Source organism: Roseicitreum antarcticum (assembly GCF_014681765.1).
Classification (GTDB): Bacteria; Pseudomonadota; Alphaproteobacteria; order Rhodobacterales; family Rhodobacteraceae; genus Roseicitreum; species Roseicitreum antarcticum.
In genome coordinates, this window is sequence record NZ_CP061498.1 from 508,638 (window position 1) to 533,332 (window position 24,695).

22 protein-coding genes and 1 tRNA gene are annotated in these 24,695 nt (G+C 63.8%); 6 read left to right on the plus strand and 17 right to left on the minus strand.

Annotation, left to right across the window (positions count from 1 at the left end; translation table 11 throughout):
- Window positions 1–94 precede the first annotated feature (94 nt).
- From H9529_RS02375 to H9529_RS21220, 6 genes are all read right to left on the minus strand, one after another.
- Entirely contained in the window at window positions 95–505 is a 411-nt protein-coding gene (locus H9529_RS02375; protein WP_092886148.1) for a F0F1 ATP synthase subunit epsilon, read from the minus strand.
- Between the two features lie 11 nt (window positions 506–516).
- A complete protein-coding gene (gene atpD / locus H9529_RS02380) occupies window positions 517–1,944 on the minus strand; it encodes a F0F1 ATP synthase subunit beta (RefSeq protein WP_092886150.1) in 1,428 nt (475 codons plus the stop codon).
- Window positions 1,945–1,961: 17 nt separating this feature from the next.
- Window positions 1,962–2,834, minus strand: coding sequence for a F0F1 ATP synthase subunit gamma (locus H9529_RS02385; protein WP_092886152.1), 873 nt, complete (start codon window positions 2,832–2,834; stop codon window positions 1,962–1,964).
- A 24-nt stretch (window positions 2,835–2,858) separates the two neighbouring features.
- On the minus strand, window positions 2,859–4,397 hold the full coding sequence (gene atpA / locus H9529_RS02390) for a F0F1 ATP synthase subunit alpha (protein ID WP_092886154.1): 1,539 nt from the start codon (window positions 4,395–4,397) through the stop codon (window positions 2,859–2,861).
- Window positions 4,398–4,958 carry a F0F1 ATP synthase subunit delta gene (locus H9529_RS02395; protein WP_092886324.1) on the minus strand — a complete coding sequence of 187 codons (561 nt, stop codon included), beginning with the start codon at window positions 4,956–4,958 and terminating at the stop codon, window positions 4,398–4,400. It lies immediately after the preceding gene.
- A 322-nt stretch (window positions 4,959–5,280) separates the two neighbouring features.
- A complete protein-coding gene (locus H9529_RS21220; protein ID WP_317889640.1) occupies window positions 5,281–6,426 on the minus strand; it encodes a class I SAM-dependent methyltransferase in 1,146 nt (381 codons plus the stop codon).
- A 61-nt stretch (window positions 6,427–6,487) separates the two neighbouring features.
- Between H9529_RS21220 and gloB the strand changes: the two genes are divergently transcribed.
- Window positions 6,488–7,255, plus strand: a complete 768-nt coding sequence (gloB, locus tag H9529_RS02405) for a hydroxyacylglutathione hydrolase (RefSeq protein ID WP_092886156.1) — start codon at window positions 6,488–6,490, stop codon at window positions 7,253–7,255.
- 268 nt (window positions 7,256–7,523) lie between these two features.
- Window positions 7,524–9,842: an ATP-dependent Clp protease ATP-binding subunit ClpA gene (gene clpA, locus H9529_RS02410; RefSeq protein ID WP_092886158.1), complete on the plus strand. Its 2,319-nt coding sequence runs from the start codon at window positions 7,524–7,526 to the stop codon at window positions 9,840–9,842.
- Window positions 9,843–10,021: 179 nt separating this feature from the next.
- On the opposite strand, the gene H9529_RS02415 is transcribed toward clpA, so the two are convergent.
- From H9529_RS02415 to H9529_RS02425, 3 genes are all read right to left on the minus strand, one after another.
- Entirely contained in the window at window positions 10,022–11,878 is a 1,857-nt protein-coding gene (locus tag H9529_RS02415; protein ID WP_092886160.1) for a peptidoglycan -binding protein, read from the minus strand.
- A gap of 1 nt (window position 11,879) precedes the next feature.
- The gene (locus tag H9529_RS02420) at window positions 11,880–13,085 is read right to left on the minus strand and encodes a biopolymer transporter ExbB (protein ID WP_092886162.1); all 1,206 of its coding nucleotides are present in this window, start codon (window positions 13,083–13,085) and stop codon (window positions 11,880–11,882) included.
- 115 nt (window positions 13,086–13,200) lie between these two features.
- Window positions 13,201–13,749 carry a gamma-glutamylcyclotransferase gene (locus H9529_RS02425; RefSeq protein WP_092886164.1) on the minus strand — a complete coding sequence of 183 codons (549 nt, stop codon included), beginning with the start codon at window positions 13,747–13,749 and terminating at the stop codon, window positions 13,201–13,203.
- Between the two features lie 92 nt (window positions 13,750–13,841).
- On the opposite strand from H9529_RS02425, the gene H9529_RS02430 reads away from it, so the two are divergent.
- Entirely contained in the window at window positions 13,842–14,867 is a 1,026-nt protein-coding gene (locus tag H9529_RS02430; RefSeq protein WP_143033465.1) for a DUF2125 domain-containing protein, read from the plus strand.
- An 8-nt stretch (window positions 14,868–14,875) separates the two neighbouring features.
- Here H9529_RS02430 and H9529_RS02435 read toward each other — a convergent pair whose 3' ends face one another.
- Complete coding sequence (locus H9529_RS02435; protein WP_176846894.1) at window positions 14,876–15,673, minus strand: FkbM family methyltransferase; 798 nt, start codon at window positions 15,671–15,673, stop codon at window positions 14,876–14,878.
- 330 nt (window positions 15,674–16,003) lie between these two features.
- Window positions 16,004–16,079 (minus strand) — tRNA-Val (locus tag H9529_RS02440).
- Between the two features lie 179 nt (window positions 16,080–16,258).
- On the opposite strand from H9529_RS02440, the gene H9529_RS02445 reads away from it, so the two are divergent.
- Window positions 16,259–16,549 carry a hypothetical protein gene (locus tag H9529_RS02445; RefSeq protein WP_143033466.1) on the plus strand — a complete coding sequence of 97 codons (291 nt, stop codon included), beginning with the start codon at window positions 16,259–16,261 and terminating at the stop codon, window positions 16,547–16,549.
- 58 nt (window positions 16,550–16,607) lie between these two features.
- Here H9529_RS02445 and H9529_RS02450 read toward each other — a convergent pair whose 3' ends face one another.
- Window positions 16,608–17,378: an alpha/beta fold hydrolase gene (locus H9529_RS02450; protein ID WP_092886172.1), complete on the minus strand. Its 771-nt coding sequence runs from the start codon at window positions 17,376–17,378 to the stop codon at window positions 16,608–16,610.
- Between the two features lie 85 nt (window positions 17,379–17,463).
- Here H9529_RS02450 and H9529_RS02455 point away from each other — a divergent pair, with 85 nt between their 5' ends.
- The gene (locus H9529_RS02455; RefSeq protein WP_092886174.1) at window positions 17,464–17,835 is read left to right on the plus strand and encodes a hypothetical protein; all 372 of its coding nucleotides are present in this window, start codon (window positions 17,464–17,466) and stop codon (window positions 17,833–17,835) included.
- Between the two features lie 146 nt (window positions 17,836–17,981).
- Here H9529_RS02455 and glyA read toward each other — a convergent pair whose 3' ends face one another.
- On the minus strand, window positions 17,982–19,277 hold the full coding sequence (glyA, locus tag H9529_RS02460; protein WP_092886176.1) for a serine hydroxymethyltransferase: 1,296 nt from the start codon (window positions 19,275–19,277) through the stop codon (window positions 17,982–17,984).
- A gap of 196 nt (window positions 19,278–19,473) precedes the next feature.
- Between glyA and H9529_RS02465 the strand changes: the two genes are divergently transcribed.
- A complete protein-coding gene (locus H9529_RS02465; protein ID WP_092886178.1) occupies window positions 19,474–20,241 on the plus strand; it encodes an NAD kinase in 768 nt (255 codons plus the stop codon).
- Window positions 20,242–20,300: 59 nt separating this feature from the next.
- Here the strand turns inward: H9529_RS02465 and H9529_RS02470 are convergent, their stop codons facing one another.
- From H9529_RS02470 to flhA, 4 genes are read right to left on the minus strand one after another with little or no spacing between them, the layout of a single operon-like run.
- Window positions 20,301–20,678 carry a hypothetical protein gene (locus H9529_RS02470; RefSeq protein WP_092886180.1) on the minus strand — a complete coding sequence of 126 codons (378 nt, stop codon included), beginning with the start codon at window positions 20,676–20,678 and terminating at the stop codon, window positions 20,301–20,303.
- Window positions 20,675–21,772, minus strand: coding sequence for an EscU/YscU/HrcU family type III secretion system export apparatus switch protein (locus tag H9529_RS02475; protein ID WP_092886182.1), 1,098 nt, complete (start codon window positions 21,770–21,772; stop codon window positions 20,675–20,677). The genes H9529_RS02470 and H9529_RS02475 overlap by 4 nt, the downstream gene beginning before the upstream one ends.
- On the minus strand, window positions 21,769–22,554 hold the full coding sequence (locus H9529_RS02480) for a flagellar biosynthetic protein FliR (protein WP_092886184.1): 786 nt from the start codon (window positions 22,552–22,554) through the stop codon (window positions 21,769–21,771). The genes H9529_RS02475 and H9529_RS02480 overlap by 4 nt, the downstream gene beginning before the upstream one ends.
- On the minus strand, window positions 22,551–24,629 hold the full coding sequence (flhA, locus tag H9529_RS02485) for a flagellar biosynthesis protein FlhA (RefSeq protein ID WP_092886186.1): 2,079 nt from the start codon (window positions 24,627–24,629) through the stop codon (window positions 22,551–22,553). The genes H9529_RS02480 and flhA overlap by 4 nt, the downstream gene beginning before the upstream one ends.
- Window positions 24,630–24,695: the final 66 nt, after the last annotated feature.

The window sequence follows — 24,695 nt, forward strand, 5'->3', positions numbered from 1 at the left end:
TGCCGGGGCTTTTTGTTGTCATGTCTGGTGCTTTTGGCAAGCGCCGGGACAGGCAGTTGCCCGTCCCCGGCATGTTGCCCGACCCGCGCGGGTGTCAGCGCGTCGCGCCCAGCCCGATACGGTCGCCCATTGCCACCATGTCGGCCACCAGCTTGGCGGCGGCGTCCACGGCGTCGGCGGGTGCCTCGCTATGCGCGGCGCGGGCCTTGGTCACCATGTCGTCAAACGCTTCCTGCGTCAGATCGCCCGATGCCATGCCCTGTTCGGCAAGCACGGTCACGCCCTTGGTGCCGATCTCGGCGAAGCCGCCCGTGACGGCATAATCATGCGATCCGTCGGGGCCGACCGTGGTCAGCACGCCGGGGCGCAGGGTGGTGATGAAGGGAGAATGCCCCGCCATGGCGGTGAAATCACCGTCCGCGCCGGGGATCTGCACCTCGGTCACCTGGGCGGAAACGACTTTCCGCTCTGGCGACACGAGGTCGAACTGCATTGTATCGGCCATCAGATGCCTCCTCAGGCTGCGGCGGCGATTTTCTCGGCCTTGGCGATCACGTCGTCGATGTCACCGACCATGTAGAACGCGGCCTCGGGGAGGTGATCGTATTCACCAGCCACAACGGCCTTGAAGGACGAGATGGTTTTTTCCAGCGGCACCTGAACGCCGTCGGACCCGGTGAAGACTTTCGCCACGTCGAAGGGCTGCGACAGGAAGCGCTGGATTTTCCGGGCGCGCGACACGGTCAGTTTGTCTTCCTCGCTCAGTTCGTCCATGCCGAGGATGGCGATGATGTCCTGAAGCGATTTGTAGCGCTGCAAGATGCCCTGAACGTCGCGGGCAACCTGATAATGCTCTTCGCCTACAACGGTCGGATCCATCAGACGCGAGGTGGAGTCGAGCGGGTCAACCGCCGGGTAAATCCCGAGTTCGGAGATCGCACGGCTGAGGTTGGTGGTCGCGTCAAGGTGTGCAAACGAGGTTGCAGGCGCCGGGTCGGTAAGGTCATCGGCAGGCACGTAGATCGCCTGCACCGAGGTGATGGACCCTGCCTTGGTCGAGGTGATGCGTTCTTGCAGCTGGCCCATGTCGGTTGCCAGCGTCGGCTGATAGCCCACAGCCGAAGGAATACGGCCCAGCAGTGCCGACACCTCGGAACCCGCCTGAGTAAAGCGGAAGATGTTGTCGACGAAGAACAGAACGTCGGCGCCGGACTGGTCACGGAAGGATTCCGCGATCGTCAGGCCGGACAGCGCCACGCGCATCCGCGCACCCGGCGGCTCGTTCATCTGACCGTAAACCAGCGCCACTTTGGATTTGGTCAGGTCTTCGGCATTGATAACGCCGGATTCGATGAATTCGTAGTAAAGGTCGTTGCCTTCACGGGTCCGTTCACCAACGCCCGCAAACACGGAATAACCCGAGTGCACCTTGGCGATGTTGTTGATCAGTTCCTGAATCAGAACCGTTTTGCCCACGCCGGCACCGCCGAACAGGCCGATCTTGCCGCCTTTGGCATAGGGGGCCAGCAGGTCGATCACCTTGATCCCGGTCACGAGGATTTCCGAGCTGGTGGATTGCGCGGCGAAATCGGGCGCGGGCTGGTGGATCGCGCGTGTCTGGCTTGCGGCAACCGGGCCCTTTTCGTCGATCGGTTCGCCCACAACGTTCAGGATGCGGCCCAGCGTTGCGTCGCCGACCGGCACCATGATGGGCGAGTCGGTGTCGGCAACCGCCTGACCGCGCACCAGACCTTCGGTGGCGTCCATCGCGATGGCGCGTACGGTGTTTTCGCCCAGATGCTGCGCCACTTCGAGCACCAGCTTCTTGCCGTTGTTGTCGGTGGTCAGGGCGTTCAGGATGGCGGGAAGCGCCCCGTCAAACTGCACGTCCACAACGGCGCCGATCACCTGGGTAATCTTGCCGACGGATTTCGTGTCTGCCATGTTGTCTCTCCGGTCTGTCAAAGCGCCTCGGCGCCCGAAATAATCTCAATAAGCTCTTTGGTGATCGCCGCCTGACGCGAGCGGTTGTATTCGACAGTCAGCCTGTCGATCATGTCGCCTGCGTTGCGGGTCGCGTTGTCCATTGCGGACATCCGCGCGCCCTGTTCAGAGGCGGCGTTTTCCAACAGCGCGGTGAAGATCTGTGTGGCAATCGAGCGCGGCAACAGATCGGCCAGGATGTCTTCCTCGGACGGCTCATATTCGTAGAGGGTCGAGGTGCCGGCATCCGCCTCGGGGATGGTGGCGGGGATGACCTGCTGGGCGGTCGGGGTCTGGCTGATGACGGATTCGAAGCGGCTGTAGAACAGTGACGCCACGTCGAATTCGCCGTCGTCGAAACGGCCCAGCACATCTTGCGCGATTGCCGCAGCATTGGCATAGCCGATGCGTTTGACATCAGACAGGTCAACATGGCCCACCAGATGTGCCGAGAAATCGCGGCGCAACTGGTCACGACCCTTTTTGCCGACGGTCAGGATCTTGACCGTCTTGCCATCCGCGATCAGCCGCCTCGCGTGGATGCGCGCCAGCTTCACGATGGATGAGTTGAAGCCGCCGCACAGCCCGCGCTCCGCCGTCATCACGACCAGCAGATGCGTTTTGGTGTCGCCGGTCCCGGCCAGCAGTTTCGGCGCGGTCTCCGAGCCTGCGACCGACACTGCCAGCCCACCGACGACCGCTTCCATGCGGTCGGCGTAGGGCCGGGCAGCTTCAGCCGCTTCCTGGGCGCGGCGCAGTTTTGCCGCCGCGACCATCTGCATGGCTTTGGTGATCTTGCGCGTGGATTTCACGCTGGAGATCCTGTTTTTCAGGTCCTTGAGGTTTGGCATTCAGCGTATCCTCTTGTCCCGCCCTCAGGCGAAGTCTTTCGCGAACTCGGTGAGCGCCGCCTTGATTTTGTCTTCCAGCTCACCTTTGACCTTGCGGTCGTTGTTGGTGATATCTTCCAGAAGGGCGGTCTGCTTGCTGCGCAGGAAGGTCAGCAGCTCTTTTTCAAAGCGCACGACATCCCGGACGGCCACCTTGTCGAGGAAGCCCTGCGTCCCCGCGAAGATGACAATCACGATTTCCGCGTTGGTCATCGGCGAATACTGGCCCTGCTTCATCAGCTCGGTCAGGCGTGCGCCACGGTTCAGCAGTTTCTGGGTCGATGCGTCGAGGTCCGAGCCGAACTGCGCGAAGGCCGCCATCTCGCGGTACTGCGCCAGTTCCAGTTTCACCGGCCCGGCCACGGATTTCATCGCGTTGGTCTGGGCGGAAGACCCCACACGCGACACCGACAGGCCGGTGTTCACGGCCGGGCGGATCCCTTGGTAGAACAGTTCGGTTTCCAGGAAGATCTGACCGTCGGTGATCGAGATCACGTTGGTCGGAATGAACGCCGACACGTCGCCGCCCTGGGTCTCAATGATCGGCAGTGCGGTCAGTGAGCCATTGCCGTGGTCGTCGCCCAGTTTGGCCGAGCGTTCCAGCAGGCGGGAGTGGAGGTAGAAAACGTCGCCGGGATAAGCTTCGCGGCCCGGCGGGCGACGCAGCAACAGCGACATCTGGCGATACGCCACGGCCTGTTTGGACAAGTCATCATAGATGATGAGCGCGTGGCGGCCGTTGTCGCGGAAGTATTCGGCCATGGCAGTGGCAGCGTAGGGGGCCAGGAACTGCATGGGCGCGGGGTCGGACGCAGTGGCGGCAACCACGATGGTGTATTCGATTGCGCCGGTTTCTTCCAGTTTCTTGACCAACTGGGCCACGGTCGAGCGTTTTTGCCCGATGGCGACGTAGATGCAATACAGTTTCTTGTACTCATCATCGCCAGCAGCGTCGTTGTAGGATTTCTGGTTCAGAATGGTGTCGAGCGCCACGGCGGTCTTGCCGGTCTGACGGTCGCCGATGATCAGCTCACGCTGGCCGCGGCCGATCGGGATCATGGCGTCGATGGATTTCAGGCCGGTGGGCATGGGTTCATGCACCGATTTGCGCGGGATGATGCCCGGCGCCTTCACATCGGCCACACGGCGTTCGGTCGCCTTGATCTCGCCCTTGCCGTCGATCGGGTTGCCAAGGCCGTCCACGACCCGGCCCAGCAGCGCGTCGCCCGCAGGCACGTCCACGATGGACTTGGTGCGCTTGACGATGTCGCCTTCCTTGATCGAACGGTCATCACCGAAGATCACGATGCCGACGTTATCGGCTTCAAGGTTCAGGGCCATCCCGCGGATCGCGCCGGGGAATTCGACCATTTCGCCGGCCTGGACATTGTCCAGCCCGTGGACACGGGCAATCCCGTCGCCGACCGACAGGACGCGGCCCACTTCGGCCACCTCAACATCCTGTCCGAAATTCTTGATCTGCTCCTTGAGGATCGCAGAAATTTCAGCTGCTTGGATACCCATTTATCCGACCTCTTTCATGCTGTTCTGGAGGGCCGTGAGCTTCGAACGGACCGACGTGTCGATCATTTTCGAGCCCACTTTGACGACAAGACCGCCGATGAGCGCATCATCAACGGTAACCTTGAGTTTAATATCTTTGCCGATACGCGCCTTGAGTGTGCGGGTCAGCGCGTCGGCCTGTGCGGGTGACAGGTCGATCGCAGAGGTGACTTCGGCAGTCACTTCGCCCTTGGCGTCGGCGATCAGGGCGCGCAGGGCGCTCAGGACCAGGGGCAGGGCGAACAGACGGCGTTTTGCCGCCATCAACCCCAGCGTGCCGACAAAGGTGTCAGACAGCCCCATCTTGCGGGCGACAGCGGTTATCGCGCGGCCCTGATCGTCGCGGCTGTAAACCGGCGAGGCAATCAGGTCACGCAGCTCGGCACTGTCGTCAAGCGTGGCAGTCAGGGCATCGACATCCCGTTCAAGGGACGGCAAGGCCTTGCCTTCGTTTGCCAATTCAAAAACGGCAGTCGCATAGCGCTTGGCGATGCCAGTTGAGATCGAAGCTGGTTCGGACACGTCCACCCTTCCGATATCTTGTTTACCATGAACCTCGCGCTGGCTCACAGACAGGGTATGCACAATTGACGCGGCATATGAAATCGGCGCGGGTTTAGCAGAGGCCCCGCAGCACGGCAACAGTGAAGGTCACTGATTGGTGAGCGATGGGGCTGTTAATTCATTCTTGTAGCACAGGGTCGCACCGATGATGCAAGAAACTGGTTTTGAACTGTGGCGAGGTGTCGCACCCTGGGGCGTATATAGCGGCTTGGTGCCGGGTGATTCACCCTGTCGGGCTGTTTGAGGGCGCGCGCCCGCCGGTTGTGGCGTCGGGGCGCGGTCATTCGTCGATGTTCCGGCTGGTGCCTGCGGGCGGGAACGGGGTGCCGGTCGGCGTTTCGGCGGGGGGCTGGGTTTTCGGCAGGCGTGCGGCGTCGACGTCAAGGACGCGGCTGGCAGATGCGCCCTTCGGCCATTCGCCCGTTACTTGTGCGCCCGTGACCCGTGCGCCCGCTACTTGTGCGCCTGTGATGCGTTCCATCTTTGGCTGTGCGCTTTGTGCCCGCGCGGGTTCGGGACAGGGCGGCGGTTCCCAATAGCCCGCATCGGCGCCAGCCAGATGCCGGTTGTCGCCCCCCCCGGAAGCGCCTGTGCCCGCGTGGCCAAACCCAAGGCCCGCGTGGCCCGAACCCTGCCAGTGATCTGTGGCGCCGGGCGTGAAGGCCCGCTGTACCGCGCGCCACGCCGGGCGAAACCCCGGCTGGGCCACGCCGTCGAGGATCCGCAGCGGGTGGCGCACGGCGTCGCGCAGCCCGGGGCGGGTGGGCGCGGGGTATTGCTTCACCGCCTCGATGATGAGCGCGCCGCCCGCGTGATAGGTCGAGATCTGGCGTCCGACCTTTTCCAGCGTGCGCGACGACCGCATCCAGAACCCGGTATCCAGCGGCGGAAAGAACAGCGCTGCGGTATGTGTGCCCGGTTCGAACCCGTGGTCCTTCAGCAGCCCCTCGATCTGTCCCAGCGAATAGGGGCGGCCCACGCCAAAGGGCGTGCCATCGCGGCGCGCCCAAAGCCCGCGCCGGTTCGGCACGATGATCAGCAGGCGCCCGGTCGAGGCGAGGCTGCGATAGCATTCCTCCATCAGCGCGGCAGGCCGGTCCGAGGTTTCCAGCCCATGCATCACCACAAGCCGATCCAGATGCCCGCTGGCAATGGGCCATTGGGTTTCCTCGACCAGAACGCTGTGGTTGGGCAGCTCTGGCGGCCAGTGCATCACGCCCTGCGGCGCGGGCATCATCCCGATGACCCGCCGTGCCGTCGGCAAGAAGGGGCGCAACAGAGGCACGGCAAAACCGAAGCCCGCGACATTCAGCCCGCGCATGTCGGACCAATGCGTCAGCACCTGATCGCGCAGGGCCTTCTGCGTGGCCCGACCCAGCATCGTGCGATAGTAGAAATCCCGTAAATTGGTCACATCAAGATGCATTGATCCTCCGCCGCGCGTGTCGCAAGGTATTCATAACATAGAAAACGGAAAGAAGAACGCCATGTCCCTGACCCTGCTGACGGTGCCCTGCCTTAAGGACAATTATGCCTATCTGATCCACGATCCCGAAACCAAGGCCACCGCTGTCGTCGATGTGCCCGAGGCCGCGCCGGTGCTGGCGGCGCTGGAAGATGCGGGCTGGCGGCTGAGTGACATCTTGCTGACCCATCACCACCACGACCATGTGGGGGGCGTGACCGAGGTGCAGGCTGCCACCGGCGCGCGCGTCATCGGTGCCGCCGCCGATGCCCACCGCCTGCCGCCGCTGTCGCTGGAACTGCACCCGGGTGACGCGGTGTCGGTGGGGGCCGAGGCGGGGGTGTGTCTCGATGTCCCGGGCCATACGGTCGGGCATCTGGCGTTTCACTTCCCGCAAAGCGCGCTGGCGTTCACCGGCGACAGCCTGATGGCGCTGGGATGCGGCCGGCTGTTCGAGGGGACGCCGGCCCAGATGTGGGAAAGCCTGACGCGGCTGAACGCCCTGCCGGGCAACACGCGCATCTGTTCGGGGCATGATTATACGGCCGCCAATGCCGCCTTCGCCCTGACCATCGACCCCGACAACACCGCGTTGCACGACCGGAGCGCGGGGCTGGACGCGGCCCATGCGGCGGGCACGCCGATGGCGGTGTGTCTGCTGCAACTGGAACGGGACACCAACCCTTTCCTCCGGGCGGGGAAGACATATATAAAGCGTCTGATGGGTCTAGCCGACGCATCGGATGCCGAGGTTTTCGCCGAAATCCGCGCGCGCAAGGACCGTTTCTGACGGGCTGTCGGCGGCAGTGGGGCGGGAAGTCAGATGCGCCAAATCCGTGGCGCATTCGACCAAATACCGTGTTGATGCTTCATGTCAGTGTTATTGTGTCCCTGAAATCTTAAGCTTTCTGTCAGATTTGCGACATGTCACAGATCTTTGGCAGATTTTTCCAAGAAAAGACTTGAAGCGCGTCCGAGAAAACCGAAGTTTAACACTATGAGGCAATCATCCGAACGGGCGTCAGCCCCAGCGGATCCAAAATACAGGAGTGCCGACCGTGCCATCGTTTTCCGCAACTCTGGAACAATCCATCCACGGCGCACTTGCGCTGGCGAATGCCCGCCGTCAGGAATTCGCCACGCTGGAGCATTTGCTGCTGTCCCTGCTGGAAGAACCTGACGCCTCGCGCGTGCTGCAGGCGTGCAACGTCGATCTGACGGCCCTGCGCAAGACCCTTGAAGACTTCATCGAGGAGGAGCTTGCATCGCTCGTCACAGATGTCGAAGGGTCCGAGGCCGTTCCGACAGCCGCCTTCCAGCGGGTCATCCAGCGCGCCGCGATCCATGTGCAATCCTCGGGCCGCAATGAGGTCACCGGGGCGAATGTGCTGGTCGCCATCTTCGCCGAGCGCGAAAGCAACGCCGCCTTCTTCCTGCAAGAACAGGACATGACGCGCTATGATGCGGTGAATTTCATCGCGCATGGCGTGGCAAAGAACCCCGGTTTTTCCGAGCAGCGGCCGGTTTTCGGCGCCGAAGAAGCAGAATCGCAGGAAAGCGCCAAAGCTGAAGATGCCAAGGACAGCGCCCTGGCGAAATATTGCGTCGATCTGAACGCGAAATCGCGCAAGGGCGATGTCGATCCGCTGATCGGCCGTCATGCCGAGGTAGAGCGGTGCATCCAGGTGCTGTGCCGCCGCCGCAAGAACAACCCGCTGCTGGTGGGCGACCCCGGCGTGGGCAAGACGGCCATCGCCGAAGGGCTGGCGCGCAAGATCGTGAACGGCGAAACCCCGCAGGTGCTGGCAAAATCCACCATCTATTCGCTGGACATGGGCGCGCTGCTGGCAGGCACCCGCTATCGCGGCGATTTTGAGGAACGGCTGAAGGCCGTCATGAAAGAGCTTGAAGATCACGCGGATGCCGTGCTGTTCATTGACGAGATCCATACGGTGATCGGCGCGGGGGCAACCTCGGGCGGGGCGATGGATGCGTCGAACCTTCTCAAACCAGCGTTGCAGGGCGGCAAGCTGCGCTGCATGGGCTCCACCACCTACAAAGAGTTCCGCCAGCATTTTGAGAAAGACCGCGCGCTGTCGCGCCGGTTCCAGAAGATCGACGTGAATGAGCCTTCGGTCGAAGACAGCATCAAGATTCTGATGGGGTTGAAGCCTTATTTCGAGGAACACCACGACATCCGCTACACCAATGAAGCGGTGAAAACTGCGGTCGAACTGGCGGCGCGCTATATCAATGACCGCAAACTGCCCGATAAGGCCATCGATGTGATCGACGAGGCCGGGGCGGCGCAGCATCTGGTTGCCGAAAGCAAACGCCGCAAGACCATCGGCCCGCGCGAGATCGAGGCCGTGGTGGCCAAGATCGCCCGCATTCCGCCGAAAAACGTTTCGAAAGGTGATGCAGAAGTGCTGCGTGACCTGGAAGGCGCATTGAAGCGCGTGGTGTTCGGGCAAGATCAGGCGATCATAGCGCTGTCATCGGCGATCAAGCTGGCGCGGGCCGGCCTGCGTGAGCCGGAGAAACCCATCGGCAACTACCTGTTCGCCGGGCCTACCGGTGTCGGCAAGACCGAAGTGGCGAAGCAACTGGCTGACCAGCTGGGCGTATCGCTGCTGCGTTTCGACATGTCGGAATACATGGAGAAACATGCGGTCAGCCGCCTGATCGGCGCACCTCCGGGCTATGTCGGCTTCGATCAGGGCGGGCTGCTGACCGACGGGATCGACCAGCAACCGCATTGCGTGCTGCTGCTCGACGAGATCGAGAAGGCGCATCCGGATGTCTTCAACATCTTGTTGCAGGTGATGGACCACGGCACACTGACTGACCACAACGGGCGCAAGGTGGATTTCCGCAACGTGATCTTGATCATGACCTCGAACGCGGGGGCGTCGGATATGCAAAAAGCCGCCATCGGGTTTGGCCGCGACAAGCGCGAGGGGGAAGATACCGCCGCGATCGAGCGGATGTTCACGCCTGAATTCCGCAACCGTCTGGACGCAGTGATCAGCTTTGCATCGCTGCCGAAAGACACGATCATGCGCGTGGTTGAGAAGTTCGTGCTGCAACTGGAAGCACAGTTGATGGACCGCAACGTCACCATAGAGCTGACGCCCGAAGCGGCGGCTTGGCTGGGTGAACGTGGCTATGATGAAAAAATGGGCGCGCGTCCGCTGAGCCGCGTGATTCAGGAACACATCAAGAAGCCGCTGGCCGAGGAATTGCTGTTTGGCCGCTTGATGAAAGGTGGCCTTGTGCGGGTCGGGGTGAAAGACGGTGCGATCGAACTGATCGTGTCCGAACCTGACAAGCCGCTGTTGTCGGGCAGCAAACCGCCTTTACTCACGGCAACCTGAGGGGACGCCGTCGGCGAAAGTAAGAAGAAAACGGGGTGCTGCGGCGCCCCGTTTTTTTTGTGATGCGGATGAAGGAGGTTGCGCCCGAAGGTGTGGCCGGGGGCATTGCAGGGTAAGTGACGCGCTGGCCTGCCCGAATATTCCTGCGCAACACCCAAATCTTGGGTGGCCAGAGCGCGTCAACGCTCGGTCAGTTTCAACTCGATCCGACGATTCTGGGCGCGGGCTTCGGGGGTGTTGGCGGGGACCACGGGGCGGTATTCGCCAAAGCCTGTCGCCGCCAGCCGTTCGGGCGGAAAGCCCAGTGTTTCGATCATGTAAAGCACGACCGACAGGGCGCGGGCCTGGCTGAGTTCCCAATTGTTGGCGAAGGCAGCGCCGGGCGACAGCGGCAGGTCATCCGTGTGCCCGTCCACCCGCAAGATCCAGTCGATTTCGGGCGGAATGGCGCCAGAGATGTCGCGCAGGATCGCCACCACATTGGCAATCTGTTCGCGCCCGCCGGGGGCGAGGTCGGCCGAGGCCAGCTCGAACAGCACTTCGGAGGAAAACACGAAACGGTCGCCGACAATCTGCACCCCCTCGCGCCCGTCCAGGACCTGACGCAGCAGGCCGAAGAATTCAGAGCGGTAGCGCTCCAACTGCTGGGCTTCTTCTTCCAGTCGGCGGCGTTCGGCGGCCTCCAATTCGGCGCGGCGGCGTTCTTCGGCGGCGACACGGGCGAGGGCGGCGTTCAGATCGCTGCCCAGCGTTTCGATCTGCGTCTGGGCGGCGGCTTCACTGGACCGCGAGGCGCCCAGAAGGTCTTGCAGGCTGCCAACCTGCGCGCGCAATTCCGCAACCTGCTGGTTCAGAAGGGCAAGGCGGCGTTGGTCTTCAACGGTGGTTTCTTCGGCCTCGGCCAGTTGCGCGCGCGCGGTTGCCAGTAGGGCGGCGCGCCGTTCGGCCTCGGTCAGGGCGTCCGTTGCCTCGGCCTGGGCGGTGTTGCGCGATGCCTGGGCGGCGGCGAGCAAGGTCAGGGTGTCTTCGGCCCGCTGCCGTTCCGCTTCCAACGACAGTGTCATCGCCGTCAGCTCATCATCGGCATTCGCCAGCCGTTCGCGCAGGGCCTCGGCGGCGGCCAGTTCGGCCAGCCGCGCGGTTTCAGCTTCGGTCAACGCCTGCGCGGTGTCATCGAGGCGTGCGCGCAGCGCCTCGGCGGCGGCGGCTTCGGCCAGACGTGCGGCTTCGGCCTCGCTGAGGTCGGACTGCAATTGGGCCACCCGGGCCTGGGCTTCCCCGGCGGTTGCCTGCAATTCGGCTGCGCGGGCGTCGGCTTGCCCGGCCTCGGTCTGCGCTGCGGTCAGTTGGCCCTCGATCGCTTGCAGTCGGGCCAGGGCTGCGGCCAGCGAGGTGTCGAGGTCTTGGCTGCGGCTTTGCATTTCGGCCAGCGCGGCCTCGACCGCTTCGCGCTGTGCGGCGGCGAGGCGCGCGGCCTCGACCTGTTCGTCGATCTCATCGCGGGCGCGGGCCAGTGCCAGCTGCAGCGCGTCCTGTTCTGACAGCAATACCTCGCGCGCGGCCTCGACTTCGGCCAGTTCGGCGCTGAGGGCGCTGCCCTCGGCCCGGGCAGTGTCGCGTTCGGACATCAAAAGCGCGACCTGCGATTCAAACGCGGTGATTGCCGCCTGTGCCTCGGTCAATTCAAAGGTGCGTGCGGTCAAATCGGCGTTGAGCGCGCTGATCCGGCTGGCTTGCGCCGCAAGCGTGCCCTGCGCCTGGGTCAGGTCGCTGTTGAGGGTGGCGACTGTGCTTTCCAGTGTTGCCACACGGCTGCGCGAAATGCCCAAGGCGTCGGTCAGGTTGGACACCTGCGCGGCCAGCCCGTCCAGTTCCAGATCCTGCGTGGTGATGGTTTCGCGCAGCACCGATTGCACGATCATGAAGATCGACAGCACGAACATCAGCACCAGGAGAAGGGCGGTCATCGCATCGACAAAACCCGGCCAGATCCCGGTCGCCATGCGTTGCGCCGATCTGCCGCGCGACAATGCCATGTCAGGGCTTGCCGGCCGGGCGCGGGGCGGGGGCGCTGCCACGGCCCAGTTGGCGCACGGCGCTGGTCAGGGTGGCGATATCGGCGCGCAGATCCGCAGTGCTTTCCTGACGACCTGCCGATACCTCTTCCAGCACGCGCAGAAGTTGCACGTCGATGGAGCGCAGGCGCATGCGGGTTTCAGCCTCGACATGCGGGCCGGTGTCATCGGCGCCGTTTTGCATCAAGGCAATGATCTGTTCTTGCCCTTGCGCGATGCGTTCCAGCGCGCGGGTCAGGTCTGACCCGCCGCCGGGCTGCCCGCCCATATGCGTGATTGCCCCGGCCAGTTGTGCCAATGCAGCGTCATGTTCGGCGCGTCCGGCCTCGGTCGCGGCGAGAACGTCGCGCATGCCGTCCATCTGTTCGGCCATGGCATCAAGCACCGCGACCAGCCCGCCCATATCGGCCGTGCCGCCGCTTTCGCCATCCGTCGCGGTCGTGCCGAGCCGGGTGATGGAGGACAGCCATTCCTCCAACTCACGGTAGAAACGGTTCTGGCCATGGCTGGCAAACAGCTCCAGCAGGCCCACGACCAGCGAGCCCGCAAGCCCCAGCAGCGACGAGGAAAAGGCCGTGCCCATGCCGCCCAGTTGCGATTCCAGCCCGGACATCAGCCGGTCGAACGCTACAAGGCCGCTTTCATTTTCGGATGGGGCAAGCGAGCGGATGGTTTCCACCACTGCGGGCACCGTGGTGGCAAGCCCGTAGAACGTCCCCAGAAGGCCAAGGAAAATCAGCAGGTTGACCAGGTAGCGCGTGATGTCGCGCTGTTCATCAATCCGTGTTGCGACCGAATCGAGGATCGAGCCCGCCGAGGAGGCGTTTATGTGGCTGCCGCGGCCGCGCGATCGCAGAAGTGCCGCCAACGGCGCCAGCAGCCGGGGGGCGACGGTCATCTGATGCCCCGAACGCTCGGCCGCGAAACCTTCGATCCAGACCACCGAACTGCTGAGCTGGATGACCTGCCAGAAGGTGGCCAGCACGCCAATGACAAACACGAGGAAGATGAAGCCGTTCAGCCAGACATTGGCCAGAAACACGCTGGAAACGCGCGGATAGGCGAAATATGTTCCAACGCTCACCAAAACGAGAACGATCAGCATCAAGACGATCTGACGAACGGGTTGTGTGAACTGTGGCGATGCCTGATGTCGGGATCTGGCCATGGGCGCGCGTCCTGATCCTTTGATTTTTTAAGACGTTATGCGGTTGCAGCACCGCTGCCAACTCACATTTTGCAAAACCCATGCGCTACTGCGGCGGATTAGGCACAGTGCGGTGTCATATTGTGCGCAGCCGGTCCACCAGCCAGGCCAATTCGGGATCGTGCAAGCCCAGTTCGGCCAGATGGGCGGCGGTATTGACGAGGTATTCCGCATTCGGCCCGCGCCCGCCGACCGCCTGCGCGATGATGCGTGCCTGTTCCTCCAGGGGCAACCCGCCACAATATTGCGCATGGTCGCGGTCGATCACGTAGGTTACGGCCTCGACCGCGCGACCGTCGGCCAGCGTGACGGGCTGTGTCGTCTCCAGATAGGCGGCCGAGATCAGTTCGCGGGCGCGCAGGTATTCCAGCGTCTCGGGGGCGATACGGCCAGGGATCTCGAACGCCAGCCCTTGGCATCGGGCCTCTGCCTCGCGGTCCAGGGCCAGCACCAGCCCGGGTTGCGCTACCGTGCCGCGATGGTGGATTGAGCGCATGCAGAACGACCGCCGGTAGCCCTGCAGCGTTGCGATTTGCGCGTCGCCATAGCTGAAGCCGGGGTTCCAGATCAGCGAGCCATAGCCAAACACCCAGAGCGGGCGGCGATGATCGTCAGGTCGGGGCATGGGACTGGTCCTTTGTTACCCCCTTGGTGTAGACACTGAAGTGTCTGAACAAAAGGGCTGGCCTGGCAAAATCGGCTGGTGCGGAGGCGTTGATGCGCAAGCTGGGGCTTTGGCTGGTAATTGTGGGCGCGCTGGGTGCCGCTCTGGCGGGGGCGGGCTGGTATGCGGCATCGGCCGCGTTGCGTTCGGCGGCAGGCGTTCTTGGCGTGACGCACGAGGATGCGAGCGTGCGCGGTTTTCCCCTGCGGTTCGATGTGGCGCTGCCGCAGCCCGTGCTGCCGCTTCAGGGCGGGCAGTGGCAGGCTGACGCGCTGCGCCTGTCGGCCCCGGCGTACTGGCCCTTGGCAATCACGGCGCAGGTGCCCGCGCAGCAACGATTGATGCTGGCGGGGAGCATGCTGCACCTCGACAGCGAGTCGGCTGAGGTTGGCGTGAATTTCCGCCCGGGCCTCGACCTGCCGCTGGATGTGGTGCGGGCGCACGGGGCGGGGCTGCGCCTTGCGGGGCGCGCGCCAGCGCTTTCAGGCGCGTTTCGGTTTCCGGGGGCAGAGATGGCGCTGCTGACGACGGGGGCCTTCAGCCTGAGCGCGCAGGCCGAAGGCGCTGTGGCATATGCGGTGACGGGCGAGGTCGCCGGGATGGCGCTGAACCTCGCGCCGCTGCGCATCGCGCCCTCTGATGCGGGGCAAGGCCAAGGGACAGCGGCCACTGACATGCTGGAGATCGCGCGCGCCGGGATCGACGCGGTCGCCCTGTTCGACCGCCGCTTCGCGCTGGCCGCGCAGACGGCACCCCGGCTGGTTGGTCTTTCAGAGGTGCGGGTCAGCATGGACTGGGGCGCCAGCACGATCAGCCTGCAAGGCGCAGTGGAGGTTGATGCGACAGGGCTGATCTCTGGCATCCTGGACCTGCGCGTTGATCGCTGGCAGGAGGCGTTGGAGCAAGGGCGCGCCGCCGGGTTGTGGGATGCGCGCTTCAACACGATGCTGACCATGGGGGCGGCCACCTTCGCGGCGGCTGACGCCGATCAGGAGATCCTGCGCGCGCCGGTGACGATCCGCGACGGGGTGGTGCGGCTGGGCCCGCTGACGCTGGCAAACCTGCCGCCGCTGCACTGACCGGCGGCTCAGCCCGTCGGCAGGGTCATGCCTCGGGGCAGGGCGATGTAGTTGAACGCGATGTACGGATAGCTGCGGTAGATCGCGAATTGCGCCAGATCTATCGGTCCGCGCCCGAAATACAGATCGAAGATGGCGTAGATCTCATAATCGAGGTCTTCCGACAACAATCTGAAAACGTTGGTATTCGCGCTTTCGGCAATGTCGGCGTCGCTACTGGACCCGGCCTCGAACAAGATGACCGGCTTGCAGCGGTCCAGCAGGTTGCGCGCGCCGCAAAGCGCCTCATACTCATGCCCTTCCACGTCGATCTTGATGAAATCGACCTTCGCCGTTTCGTCCAGCAGATCGTCGATCCGGGTGCAGGTGACGCGAATCTCGCGGATTTGCCCCCGGCTTTCGCGCGCGGTCAGTGAACTGTAGCCCGCATTGGTCAGGTTCTCGAAAAAGCTGATCTCGCCGCGCTGGTTCGACACGGCGACTTCATGCACCGTGTCCGTGGGGAAGCGCTGGCGCAGCCAGCCAGCCTTTTCGGGGCTGGCCTCGACAATCGTCAAGCTGCCCTGTGGCGCCAGCTTGCGCAGCATGTAGCTGACCGACCCGATATGGCCGCCGATGTCGAGGCAATGCGAATCCCTGCGCACCAGTCGCGGCAACAGCGCGTTCATCATCCACGGTTCGCGGTGCAACAGGCCCAATTCGGGGTAGCGCATGGTGTGGAACCGCTCCACCACTTCGCGCAGCACCGAGATTGGGCCCGCGATGGCCGAAGTTGCCAGACGGTGTTTGACATAAAGCTTGTTCATTCGGGCGCCCGTGGTGCGGGGCGGGTATCGTGGCGGCGCGGGTCGGACACCCCGTGCGAACGGAGAGAATGAAAATTTCGGAGGGGCAAACGGGGACCTCATACTCATGAAAAAGCGAAGCGTCGACGGTCAGAGCCGGCTCTGGACAGGGGAAAGATCTGCCGACGCGTCGCCGCACAAAAAACGAGGTTAATGCCCCGCCTGCCTGCAAAGCAACGACTTTCAGCGTGCGCAACAGGTTGTCGCCGCACGATGAACAATCTGCAGTCAGAATCATGCCGCAAGGCAGTATCGGATCGGCGGATGGAGGCTGCGCGTTGGGGGGGGAAATGGTGGGTCGTGACGGGCTCGAACCGCCGACATTCTCGGTGTAAACGAGACGCTCTACCAACTGAGCTAACGACCCTGATGCCGAAGCCGCCGACAGGGTGCGCGGCGGCGGCGGGGCGGTGTGACGAACAGCACCGCAGGCAGTCCTTTAGGCAAAACGCGCGGGCGATGCAAGGGCCAGTTTCCACCTTGTCGCGCGGCGGGGGCGTTTACCGGTTGTTAACCTGCCTGCGTCATGCTGTGGGGATGCGGTTTATGGTCCTTTGCCTTATGGTACTTTGTGGTTGCGCCTCGGCCAGTCCGGGGTTTCGCGGTGTGGTGCCCGTGCAGGTCGAACGCGGCGGGTTCGTGATTGAGGTCTGGCGGCGGGGTGATTACGCGCAGGCCATCCGCATGGGCTATGCCACGCGCCGCCAACAGGCTGGAATGCGCGACCACCTTCTGGCAGCGGTGGAGGGGGTGACGGGCTGTCGCGCCGATCTGGCCCGGGTAGAAGGCGATACCGGCGTGTTGAATGTGCCGTTGCTGTGCCCCGACACAAGTTGACGGGCGTGTCTGATTGACGGGCGTGACTGATTTACGGGCGTGTCTGACGGGCGCGGATCTATGCGGCGTCAAAGAATGACCTGATCACCGCCTCGAACGCGCGGGGCTGGTCGGCATGCAGCCAGTGCCCTGCATCGGGGATCTTGGCAAAGCGCGCCTGCGGAAACAGCGCCTTGATGGGCGCGCGGTGTTCGGGCTGAACGTAATCCGATTGTGCGCCGGACAGAAACAACGCGGCGCGGTCGAATGTTCCGGTGACGTCGGCGGGCCATCCGGTGATCCGGTCCATCTCGGCCCGCAGAACGGGCAGGTTCAGCCGCCAGCGCGGTGGGCTGGCCTTCAGGTCGAGCGACTGAAGCAAAAACGCCCGCACCGGGGCGGCATCCACATGGGCTGCAAGGCGCCGGTCGGCCTCGGACCGCGACGTCAGGCCGGTCAGGTCCATGGCCTCCATCGCGTCGATCAGCGCGGCTTGGCTGTGCGGATAGATGACGGGCGCGATGTCGCCGATCAGCAGGCGCGCGACGGATCCCGGCTGCTTTAGCGCCAGCATCATCGCGGCCTTGCCACCCATCGAATGACCCAGGACGTCCATTGGGCCGTCCTGCGCATCGATCACCGCCGCCAGATCGGCCGCCAGATCGTCGTATCCGTGGCGGTCATACCAGGGGCTTTCGCCATGGTTGCGCATGTCGACGCAGAGCACCTGCCGGTCATCCGACACCCGCTTCGCAATCGCCCCCCAATTGCGCGCCGACCCGAACAGGCCGTGCACGATCATCAAACCGGGCAGGCGGGTCGGCGTTCCATGAGTGATGATGTTGAGCATTGGCGCATCCTTTCACATCAGCTTGAGTTCGGCCCCCGTCTTCAGTACAGCTTGCGACCGTGGCGGGACAAGAGCGGACAAGCGGATGGCGGATGCGGATATCACGACATTGGGGCGCGACGTGGCGCTTCTGCTGCGGCAACGCCTGAACGCCCGGGGCGACGATCTGGCCGAACTTGTGAAAGATGTTCGCCGCCAATTGCCCCGCAAACTGCGGTCCGAGGCGCTGTATCTGGCCGAAATCCAGCCCATGGCGGCGCACCCCAAACTGCGCAAGCAGGTCGATACGGCGCGCGCGATCAAAGCGCATCGGGCGCTGACCGGCCATCTGGCGCCGCTTGGACGCGCGCAACGACGGGTCGATCTGCTGCTGTCGATGCTTGGCTCGCTTGCTTTTGGCGTGCTGGTGCTGACCTGCGTCGTGGTCGCGGTGCTGGTCGCGCGCGGGTATCTCTGAGGGCATTTCAGGTAAATCTGCGGCGGTTCCCATCCAAGAAGTGACCGACGCAAAAATCGATCATTTCCTGGATGGTTTGGCAAAGATCCATGACGGCGGCGGCACCCGGCCCCTCACCAGCTCGGCGACGGGCCGGGCATCAAGACCTAAAGCGCGGGGTAGATCGGGAAACGCGCGCAGAGTTCCGCAACCTCGGCCCGTACTTTTTCCTCGACCGCGCTGTTGCCGTCCTCACCATGTGCGGCAAGGCCGTCGACCACTTCAACGATCCAGCGCCCGATCTGACGGAATTCTGCCTCGGCAAAGCCGCGCGTCGTGCCTGCGGGCGTGCCCAGCCGGATGCCGCTGGTAATCATCGGTTTTTCGGTATCGAAGGGAATGCCGTTCTTGTTGCAGGTGATATGCGCACTGCCCAGGGCCTTTTCGGTCGCATTGCCCTTCACGCCCTTGGGCCGCAGGTCCACCAGCATCAGATGCGTGTCGGTGCCGCCGGTGACTGTGCCAAGGCCGCCCTGCATCAGCTCATCCGCCAGTGCCTGCGCATTCTTGATGACCTGCGCCTGATAGGTCTTGAACCCGGGGCGCAGCGCCTCACCAAACGCGACGGCCTTGGCGGCGATGACATGCATCAAGGGGCCGCCCTGAATGCCGGGGAAGATCGCCGAGTTGAATTTCTTGGCCAGCGCCGCGTCATTGGTCAAGATCATGCCGCCACGCGGGCCGCGCAGGGTCTTATGCGTGGTCGTGGTGGAGACATGCGCATGCGGGAAGGGCGAAGGGTAATGCCCCGAAGCCACCAGCCCGGCGAAATGCGCCATATCGACCAGAAGATAGGCCCCAACCTTGTCGGCAATGGCGCGGAACCGCGCGAAGTCGAGGATGCGCGGAATGGCCGAGCCGCCCGCGATGATCATCTTTGGCTGATGCTCCAGCGCCAGCGCCTCGATCTGATCGTAATCAGGCAGCAGGTCATCCTCGCGCACGCCATATTGGACGGCGTTGAACCATTTGCCCGACTGGTTCGGCGCCGCGCCATGGGTCAGGTGACCGCCGGCATCAAGGCTCATCCCAAGGATGGTGTCCCCGGGTTGCAGCAGCGCGGTGAATACGCCCTGATTCGCCTGGGAGCCGGAATTGGGCTGCACATTGGCAAAATCGCACGAAAACAGCGCGCAGGCCCGTTCGATCGCCAGCGTTTCGGCGATGTCGACATATTGGCAACCGCCATAGTAGCGCCGCCCGGGATACCCTTCGGCGTATTTGTTGGTCAGCACCGAGCCCTGCGCCTGCATGACGGCGGCGGAAACGATATTCTCGCTGGCGATCAGTTCGATCTCTTCACGCTGGCGGCCCAGTTCCTGTTGCATTGCCGTGAAAAGCTCGGCGTCGCGCGTATCCAGCGCTTCGGTGAAAAATCCGTCATCCCGATGGGTCATGTTCATGGCTGGCTCCTGCAAGCGGCATTGCGTATGCGCAAGTGTTTAACGCAAGTCCCGCGGGTGCAAAAGCCTTGAAAATGTCGCGGCTGCCCGGATTGTGCGGCCCTGAGGCTGGCCGGGCGCGGGCGGCGGCTGTCCAAAGCCTTGTCATCATGGCAAGAGTCGGCGACAACCGGGGCGCAATACCCGGAGCGCATGCATGGCATATCCTGACAAAATCGCCTTCAAGGCAAGTTCCATGCCCGATGCGCAGCACGCGCGCACCAAGTTGATCGCACGCCATGGCGACGTGCCGGTCGACGAGGCCGATGTGATCGTGGCGCTGGGGGGCGACGGGTTCATGCTGCACACGCTGCATTCGGTTGAGGCGATGGCGGTCCCGGTCTACGGCATGAACCGTGGCACCGTCGGTTTCCTGATGAATGCCTTTGCGATCGATGATCTGCACGAACGCCTGCATGCGGCGGAGACCCAGCTGATTCACCCGCTGCAAATGCTGGCAACCACCGCAGATGGAACAACCCATGCGGCGCTGGCAATCAACGAAGTGTCCCTGCTGCGCGCCGGGCCGCAGGCGGCGAAACTGCGTATTTCGGTGGACGGGCGGGTGCGGCTGGACGAATTGGTCTGCGATGGCGCGCTGGTCTGCACCCCGGCCGGGTCGACCGCGTATAATTATTCGGCGCATGGCCCGATCCTTCCGATGGGCGCGGATGTGCTGGCCCTGACCGCGATGGCGGCCTTCCGGCCCCGGCGCTGGCGCGGGGCGCTGCTGCCCAACACCGCGAAGGTGCGTTTCGACGTGATGGAGCCCGCCAAGCGCCCGGTCATGGCGGATGCCGACAGCCGGTCGGTCACCAATGTCGTGTCGGTCGAGATCGCCTCGGCGCCGCAGATCACGCACCGGTTGCTCTTCGATCCCGGGCACGGGCTGGATGAACGGCTGATCCGCGAACAATTCGTCTGAGGCGCGGGGCGACTTCGCGCATCGCGAGGCCGCAAGCCAGATGGCATGCGCAACGCTGGCTACCGGCCCGCATCATCGCGGCGGTGTGTGGACAGGCGGTGCAGCACCTCTGCCTGACCGACGGCGCGCGCGGCCGCGTCGCGCGCCTGAAGCCACGCGCCGGTTTGCTGCGCCAGATTGAGGTTGAGGCTGCGGCGCGCGTTCTCGTTCCATTGATTGTGCTGCAGCGTTACCTGCCACAGTTCAGGGGCGTCGGGCGCCAGCGGCGTGGCAGGGCTGAGCCTTTCAAGTTGCCGCAACGTTTTTGCCCGGGCCTGCGCCAGTTTGACCACATCGCGCATCTGCCGGTCGCGTTTCAGCGCCGCCAGCCGGGCCAGACCCGTCAGTTGGGCCGCGTCAGTCTTTGCCAATCGGCGCGCGATCTTGTCACCGCTCATGGATGCGCCCCGCCGTTTCGGGCCCGAGCCTTCATCCGGATCGCATCGGCAAAGCGGATCGCGGCGGCCACCATCTGATACTGCGCCTCATGGATTTCCTGGCCGATTTCCAGGCTGGCATGCAGGGCGCGCGCCGTCGGCGGATCGGCATGGATCGGCACACCCGCTTCCTCAGCCTTGGTGCGGATACGGGCGGCGATTTCGTCGACCCCCTTTGCCACACACACCGGCGCCGCCTGCGACAGCCGATCCCATTTCAGGGCGACGGCGTAATGCGTCGGGTTGACGATGACCACATCGGCGCCCGGAACATCGGCCAGCATCTGGCGCATGGCGATTTCCTGCCCGCGTTGGCGGCGTTGCTGCTTGGCATGCGGATCGCCTTCGGATTGCTTGTGCTCATCACGCATTTCCTGATGGCTCATCATGTTCTTGCGCAGATGCTCGGCGCGTTGCCAGAAGAAGTCGATCGCACCAAAGACCAGCATGATCAGGACGATCAGCACCAGAAAATCAATCATCAAGTCAAACAAGACCGAGGTGCCGATGCTGGGGCTGAGGGCCTGGGTCATCAGGATTTCCGGTAATCGCCAGATCAGGAATACCCACAAGATCACCGTGATCGTGGTGAGCTTCACGCAGCTTTTGGCAAACTCGAACAGCCCCGAGCGCCCGAATTTGTTCTTCGCATTGGAGATCAGCGACACGCGGGACAGTTTCGGTTGCAGCTTGGACGGCGTGAAGACCAGTGCGCGCTGGATGATCGCCATGATCAGGACCGCCAGCGCCGGGGCCAGCAGCAGCGGCAAGGTGGCCTGCGTCAGTGCAGTCAAGAGCCCCCCCGCGGGGGTCGGCGCGCTGTGCATCATCAGGGACGCGAGGTCGTTCACCCGGTCCAGAACATGTATGCCGAGGTTCCCCATTTCCGTCATGGACTGCATGCCGAACGTGAGGCTGATCAGCAAAAGGCCACCATAGGCCGCGGCCGCCATCAAGTCGGTGGAGCGCGGCACCTCACCTTTCTTGCGCTGCTCCTCCAATTTCTGGGGGGTCGCCTCAAAGGATTTTTCGCCGCCATCATCCTCGCCGCTCATGGCAGGGCACTGGGGTTGAAGAGAAACTGGTTGAACTGTGTCAGCCAGAAGGGCAGCGTCAAAGGCAAGGTGATCATCAACATCACGAGCGCCCCCGCCGTGATCGCCGGTGCGCCGACGAACGCCACCATCAACTGCGGCATTGCCCTGTTGATCGCGCCCAAGGCCAGATTGAAGATCACCGAGATGATGACAAACGGCAGTGCGAGTGAGAAGGCGAGGCCAAAGCTGCGGGCCACCTGCGCGACGCCCCAACTGGTCAGCAGCCCGGCATCGGGAAATGCGCCGGGGGGCAGCAGCGTGTACGAATGGATCAGGTATTCCGCCAGCCGGACATGCAGCCCGGCCATCACCGCCAGCGCGAGGCCTGCCACAACCATGAGTTGTGACATGGCAGGTTGCGGGTCCACGCCCGCGCCTCCGAAAAGCTGCGATAGCGATGTTGCCTGCGCCGCGATGGTGCCCGCCACCTGAAGTGCGATGATGAACAGGCGCAGCGCGAACCCAAGGCTCAGCCCGATCACCGTTTCCGTGGCCAGCGCAAGGGGTAGCGAGATATCGCCCCGCGCGGGGATCGCGCCAGGGCCCAGCGCGCCGGTCAGCAGCGCGGTATAGGCCAGCGCCAGCCCCAGCCGCACGCGAACCGGCACGACCTGTTCGCCGAAGGCCGGCAAGAAGGCCATGGCGGCCCCAACCCGGAAAAAAACCACCGCCGCAGCGAGCGCCAGGTCAGTGGCGCGGCCCAGAAGGTCATTCAGCGCGGTGACGAGTTCAGGTGTCATGCCGCGACGGTGCCCATCAGTGCGGGCCGCGCCTCCAGCCCGATTTCGTCGAAGGACAGGACCGGTGCCTGAAGCCCCTTGGCCGCCAGCACGGTGCGCAAGAAACGGCGCCGCCGCGTCGATGTGACCACCGCGGGTGAGACGCCAGTTTCGCCCAGCCGTGCCAAATGCTCGGCCAACGCATTGGCGAGGCGCGAGAATTCCGATGGGGGCAGGGCGACGTCGGCCTGTCCGTTGGGGTTGTCCAACTGATAGGTTGCAAAGGTTTCATCCCATTCCGAAGCCAGTTGAATCAGCGGAATCGTTCCATCGGGCCGTCGCAGCGACGCTACCAGTTGAAAGCCGAGGCGCTGGCGCACATGATCGCATACGGCCTCCGGGCTTGGGCTTGGCATCCGGACTTCGGCAATCGCCTCGAGGATCAGCGGCAGGTTACGGATCGACACCTGTTCGTCCAGCAGCAGCCGCAGCACCGCGAGCAAAAGATCGACAGGCACCTTGTCGGGGATCAGCTCATCCAAGAGCCGCTTGTTGGCGGCGGCGCGTTTGGGGTCGGACAGGTTGACCTGTTCGTCCAGCAGCCGCCGCAATCCCTTCAGCGTCAACAGGCGCGAGAAATTGGCTTTCAGCACTTCCAGCAGATGGGTGGCCAACACCTCTGTCGGGGTGACGACGGTGGCGCCGGTCAGTGCGGCATTTTCCTGCCCGTCGCGCGGAATCCAGCGGGCTGGCGCGCCGTACACAGGTTCACGCACCGCGATGCCGGTCGGGTCGGTGTCGCCCTCATCTTGCAGCAGGGCCAGCACCTTTCCTGGATACAGCGTGTCGCGCGCCTGTTCCACGCCGTGGATCAAGATGCGGTATTGCCCAGTACCCAGTGCCGCATCGTCGGTCAGCCGCATTTCGGGCAGGATCAGGCCGAACTGGCGGGCGACATGGGCGCGCATGTTGGAGATGCGCGCATCCAGACCCGTGGCCGGGTCCAGCGCCATGGCAACCAGATCGGGGGCAAACTGGACGTGGATCTCATCGAGGTCCAGAAGATCGCCGAGCGATTGTTCCTGCGGCGCATCGTCGCGCGCATCGCTCTCGGTCTGCGCACTGGCCCGGCGCTGGATGGCGCGCTGCGACATCGCGCCGGCCGCGAAAAGCGCGCCCGCGCCCAGAACAAAGGGGATGAACGGCAACCCCGGGACAATGGCGAAGAGGGCCAGCAGCGCGCCGACCGTGAACAAGGCGGCCGGGTAGCGGCCGAGTTGCGAGAAAAGCGCCAGATCGGTGGCACCTGATGCGCCGCCCCGCGCCAGCAGAAGGGCCGCGGCGATGGAGATGATCACGGCGGGGATCTGCGACACCAGGCCGTCGCCGACAGTCAGGATGGCATAGGTCTCGAACGCGGCGCCAATCGGCATGCCGTGGTTGAGCGTGCCGTTGATGAGCCCGGCCACCAGGTTCAAGATTGTGATCAGCAGGCCGGCGACCGCATCGCCCTTGACGAATTTTGACGCGCCATCCAGCGAGCCGAAGAAGGTGGTTTCTGCCTGTTCAGTCTCGCGCCGTGCCTTGGCTTCCTGGTGGTCGATGGCCCCGGCCGACATGTCGCTGTCGATGGCGAGCTGTTTGCCGGGCATGCCGTCGAGGGCGAAGCGAGCCCCGACTTCCGCCATGCGGCCCGCGCCTTTTGTGATCACGATGAAATTGACGATCAGCAACACAAGAAAGATAACGACGCCGAGGAAAACACTGCCGCTCATCACGAACATGGCGAATCCTTGGATGACATCGCCCGCCGCCTGCGGTCCCGTATGGCCCTCGCCGATGATCAGTTTGGTCGATGACACGTTGAGGGACAGCCGCAGCATCAGCGATGCCAAGAGCACCGTCGGGAAGATCGAAAAATCAAGCGGACGTTGAATGAACAGCGTCACGGTGAACATCAGGATTGCCAGCGCGAAAGACGCGGCAAGCCCCAGGTCCAGCGCCCAGGCAGGCACGGGCAGGATCATCATCACGATCACCGCCATGAGGGCGCAGGCAAGCAGAACTGTCGGTTGGAAGATATTGATCAGGCGCATGCTTGGGGTCCTGGCGGGGTCAGGCGCAGGGTCTGAAAGATCACCGGCGCCGGGAAAATCTTTGGC